General features: G+C 77.0%; 5 protein-coding genes. 1 reads left to right on the top strand and 4 read right to left on the bottom strand.

From position 1 onward, the window contains the following. Window positions 1-101 precede the first annotated feature (101 nt). Window positions 102-1,124 carry an MBL fold metallo-hydrolase gene (locus tag E1283_RS32685; RefSeq protein ID WP_132821788.1) on the bottom strand — a complete coding sequence of 341 codons (1,023 nt, stop codon included), beginning with the start codon at window positions 1,122-1,124 and terminating at the stop codon, window positions 102-104. Window positions 1,125-1,253: 129 nt separating this feature from the next. Between E1283_RS32685 and E1283_RS32680 the strand changes: the two genes are divergently transcribed. Further along, entirely contained in the window at window positions 1,254-2,060 is an 807-nt protein-coding gene (locus E1283_RS32680) for a methyltransferase domain-containing protein (RefSeq protein ID WP_132821787.1), read from the top strand. On the opposite strand, the gene E1283_RS32675 is transcribed toward E1283_RS32680, so the two are convergent. From E1283_RS32675 to E1283_RS32665, 3 genes are all read right to left on the bottom strand, one after another. Continuing rightward, entirely contained in the window at window positions 1,999-2,958 is a 960-nt protein-coding gene (locus E1283_RS32675) for a DUF4184 family protein (protein WP_132821786.1), read from the bottom strand. The genes E1283_RS32680 and E1283_RS32675 overlap by 62 nt on opposite strands. A 109-nt stretch (window positions 2,959-3,067) precedes the next feature. Continuing rightward, on the bottom strand, window positions 3,068-3,949 hold the full coding sequence (locus E1283_RS32670) for a hypothetical protein (RefSeq protein ID WP_132821785.1): 882 nt from the start codon (window positions 3,947-3,949) through the stop codon (window positions 3,068-3,070). Beyond that, window positions 3,946-4,287 (bottom strand): PadR family transcriptional regulator, encoded by a 342-nt coding sequence (locus E1283_RS32665; RefSeq protein ID WP_132821784.1) that lies wholly within the window; start codon window positions 4,285-4,287, stop codon window positions 3,946-3,948. Before E1283_RS32665 ends, E1283_RS32670 begins: the two co-directional genes overlap by 4 nt. Between the last annotated feature and the right edge of the window lie 64 nt (window positions 4,288-4,351).

The following is a 4,351-nucleotide window of genomic DNA, read 5'->3' as shown; positions in this document are numbered from 1 at the left end:
CGCCGAACCCCCCGGCGCTCCCCCCGCAGCATCGCCCGCCGGGCGCGGCGCGGTGATCCGGGAACGCCCTGATGTCTCCCGCGAGTTCTGGAGGACGGGCCCTAGGGGGCGAGCACCCGGGAGCCGCCGACCGGGAGGTCCCACAGGTCGTCGGGCCTCCTCCCCGCGGCCCGCCAGGCGGCGCGCACCCTGGTCAGCGGTTCGAGTGGCGGCTCGGCCGAGAGCGCGAAGGCCGCCCAGTGCATCGGCGCCATCCGGGCCGCGCCGACGTCGCGGCAGGCGCGCACCGCCTCCTCGGGGTCGGTGTGCACGGACCGCAGCAGCCAGGGCGGGGCGTAGGCGCCGATGGGCAGCAGCGCCACGTCGATGTCGGGGAACCGGTCGCCGATCTCCGCGAACCAGTGCCCGTAGCCGGTGTCCCCGGCGAAGTAGATCCGGCGGCCGGCCCGGTCGGTGAGCAGCCAGCCGCCCCACAGCGTGCGGCAGGTGTCGGTCAGGGTCCGCTTGGACCAGTGGTGGGCCGGCACGAAGTCGAGGCGGACGGCGCCGCCGGGCGCGGGCAGTTCCACGGCCTCCCACCAGTCGAGCTCGGTGATCCGGCGGAACCGCCGGCGCCGGCACCAGGCGCCGAGGCCGGCGGGCACGAACAGCGGCGTGTCGCGGGGCAGCCGTCTGAGGGTGGGTGCGTCGAGGTGGTCGTAGTGGTTGTGGGAGATCAGCACGGCGTCGATCGGCGGCAGGTCGTCCCAGGCCACCCCGACCGGGGTCAGTCGGGCCGGGGTGCCCAGGATCCTGCGCGACCAGACGGGGTCGGTCAGCACGGTGAGGCCGCTGATCCTGACGACCCAGCTGGCGTGCCCGGCCCAGGTCAGCGCGACGGTGTGGGCGTCGGCGGCGGGCATCGGCGCGGGCCGGTACGGCAGCGAGGCGACGTCGCGCAGCGCGGCGGAGGAGGGCCGCAGGGCGCCGAGCCGCAGGGCCCGGGCGAACGGCCGCACCCCGGGCAGCGACGACGTGAGCCGGTCGGTGAAGTCACGCGGCCAGCGGCGGCGCTCGTACAACGGCCGTGGTTCGGCGAGCGGCGGCCGGCCGGCTCCGGCGGGGGGCTCCGTCCGTTCCGTCATAAGGACCAGATCAGCACGCGGCCCCCGGGCGGCAATCCAGCGCGCCGGGCGGCTGGCCCATACCGGTGAACGTGCCCGCATTCCGGAATGCTCTTGCTCGGTATGCGAGACGCACGGCAGGGTGGTGGCATGTCGGAAGCCGTGTACACCCATGGACACCACGAATCGGTGCTGCGGTCCCACCGCTGGCGCACCGCGGAGAACTCCGCCGCCTACCTGCTGCCCGAGCTGAGTCCCGGGCTGGCGCTGCTGGAGGTCGGCTGCGGCCCCGGCACACTGACCGCCGACCTCGCGGCCCGGGTCGCCCCCGGGGAGGTCACGGCGGTCGACCGGGCGGCCGGCATCCTCCGGGACGCCCGTGCCGAGGCGGAGTCCCGCGGCCTGACCAACGTGCGGTTCGCCACCGCGGACGTGCACGCGCTCGGCTTCCCCGACGACTCCTTCGACGTGGTCCACGCCCACCAGGTCCTCCAGCACGTCGCCGACCCGGTCCTCGCGCTGCGCGAGATGCGGCGGGTCTGCCGTCCCGGCGGGGTGGTCGCCGTCCGGGACGTCGACTACGGGGCGATGACGTGGTTCCCCGAACTGCCGGGCCTGGGCGACTGGCTGGACCTCTACCGGCGCGTGGCCCGGGCCAACGGCGGCGAGCCGGACGCGGGGCGCCGGCTGCTGTCCTGGGCCCACGCGGCCGGGTTCACCGACGTCCGCGCCTCCGCCTCCGTCTGGTGCTTCGCCTCCCCCGAGGAGCGCGCCTGGTGGGGCGGCCTGTGGGCGGAGCGGACGACGTCCTCCGCCTTCGCCGCCTCGGCCGTGGCCGGCGGGCACGCCACCGAGGCCCGGCTGGCCGAGCTGGCGGGGGCCTGGCGGGCGCTCGTCACGGCCGACGACGGGTGGCTGGCCACCGTGCACGGCGAGCTGCTGTGCCGGGTGCCGTGACGACGCCGGCGGGCCCGGGCGGCGGCCCGAGCGCCCGGCGGGCGTGCCAGGCGGCGGCGTAGAGCAGCAGGGCGACGGCGCACGCGGCCCCCGCCCGCTTGGCGAGGCCGGTCAGCACGCCTTCGGCGAAGGAGCCCCAGGGCGCTCCGACGGTCTCCGTGGGGTAGCTGGTCGACGTGGTGCCGTCGGCGAAGGTCTCGGTGATCGGCCGCCCGTAGTCGACCTCGACGGTGTGCCGGTACGCCTCGACGTCGCCGGGGAGTCCCGCGGCGCCGCCCAGCGCGGCGGCCGACACCAGCAGCGCCACGACGCCCCACCGCGGGCAGCGGGCAGGGGCCTCGACCGCGCCGCGTGACCGGGTGCGGCGCCGCCACCCGTACCGGGCGAGCGCGGCCAGACCGAGGGCGGTGCTCGCGTACTGGAGGAGCCGGGCGACGGTCAGCCCGCCCGCGACCTCGGCGCGCAGCGGGTCGAGCCGGGTGACCAGATACCCGTCGCCGTGGGTGACGGCGTCCCAGGCCAGATGGGTGGCGACGCCGATCAGCGCGGAGAACACCAGCCACCGGACGCGGCGTGCCCCGGGCCGGGGGTCGGGCTCGGGCTCCGCCGGACGGAGGCCGGCCGGCAGCGCGGCCGCGACGGGGCGGCGCAGCAGCCGGAGGAGGGCGACCAGGCCGAGTGCCGCGGGCAGGTTGACCAGGAGGCCGGTCCCCGGCGCGTGCGTCTCGGTGGGGTTGAGCAGCGGCTCGTACCAGCGCGGCCCCGAGGCGGAGACGCCGAGGACGGACAGGAAGTACGGGACGTCCGGCGCCACCGCCCCCGCGACCAGGGCCGCGGGCACGAACGGGCGGCGCAGCAACGGCAGTACCGCCGCGGGGTGGGACAAGGTGAACGGCACGCCACTGCTCTCTCGGCTCGACCGGGGTCCGCGTCGCACGCCGGGACGACGGCACACGGAGACGGAACGCGTACGAGAGTATTCAGCCAACCTGACTATGGCAACCGGGCTACGGCGACCGCCGGCGGCGCACCCCCTGCCAGCAGGCGGTGGCCGCCGCCGCGAGCGGCAGGGCGAGCAGCATGGCGAGGACGGGCCGAAGGTCGAGCCAGGCGTCCGCGTACGCCCTGCCGAGCAGCGAAGGGGAGGCCACCGCCATGGCGCCCAGCTCCAGGAGTCCGGAGGACCGCCGGCGCAGGGCGAGCGCCACCCCGGAGGCGACGAGGACCAGCAGCGGCCAGGCGCCGTGGTCCGTGGTGACGACGAACCCCCCGGTGCCGACGGCGACGAGCGGGAGCCACCCGACGCCCGCCATGGCCCCGGCGGCGGCCGAGAGCCCCGGATCCGCCCGCCGGTCCGGCGGGCAGGCCAGCACCACGCCGACCGTCAGCAGCGCCGCCACCGGAACCACCGCTCCCCCGCCGCGCGACGGTTCCACCACGCCCCACAGCGCGACCGAGCCGAGCAGCCCGCACCCGGCCGCCACCACACCCGGCACCCACCGGCCGGTCAGGGCGACGACGGCGCCGACGCACACCAGCAGCGCGGACAGCAGCCACAGCCCCCACCCGGGCCCCGTCGTGGAGAGCTGGACCCACGCCGGGGTCGGCGAGACGACGAACCCGGTGTACCAACGGGTCAGTTCGAGGCCGGCCACCACGGCGGCGGCCGCCAGCGAAAACGGGGCCGCCACGGCGAACAGCCGCCCGCCGCGCGACGCCGAGTCGAGCCCGAGCCGCACCCGTACCGCGTGCGCGGCCAGATCGGCGTCCGCCCGCAACCGCGCCGCGCGCGGCAGGCCCGCCGTCATCTCCCGGTGGGTGGCCGCGATCTCCGGCCCGTGGGCCGTACGGTAGCCGGCCGGATAGAGGCGGATCAGGCGATCCGTCACGTCGGCGTCACCGCGGCGCCGCCCATCCCCAGCCGGCGCTTGGCCTCCCGGGCCGTCGCCGCCATCCGCTCGGCCTCGGCGGCCAGCCGCTCCCGCCCCTGGGCGGTGAGGGCGAAGGTACGGCGCGCCCGCCCGTCCACCACCTCCTCGCGCTCCACCCGGATCAGCCCCTCCGCCAGCAGCCGGTCGAGCGCCCCGTAGAGCGCGCCGGTGCGCGGCACCACGCGGCCGTCGGTCATGGACCTGACCTCCTGGGCGATGGCGTACCCGTGACGCGGCTCGTTCGCCAGGGCCGTCAGCAGCAGCAGGGCGAACTCCCGCAACTCGCGCTCACTCATGTCGACAGACTATTCCGCGCGACGGAACAGGGCTCCGCCCACCCCTCCGACCGGGGCGGAGGGG

Source organism: Streptomyces hainanensis, from assembly GCF_004348415.1.
In the GTDB taxonomy this organism is placed as follows: Bacteria; Actinomycetota; Actinomycetes; order Streptomycetales; family Streptomycetaceae; genus Streptomyces; species Streptomyces hainanensis.
The sequence above is the reverse complement of the archived record's forward strand: the minus strand, read 5'-3'. Positions and strand labels throughout refer to the sequence as shown.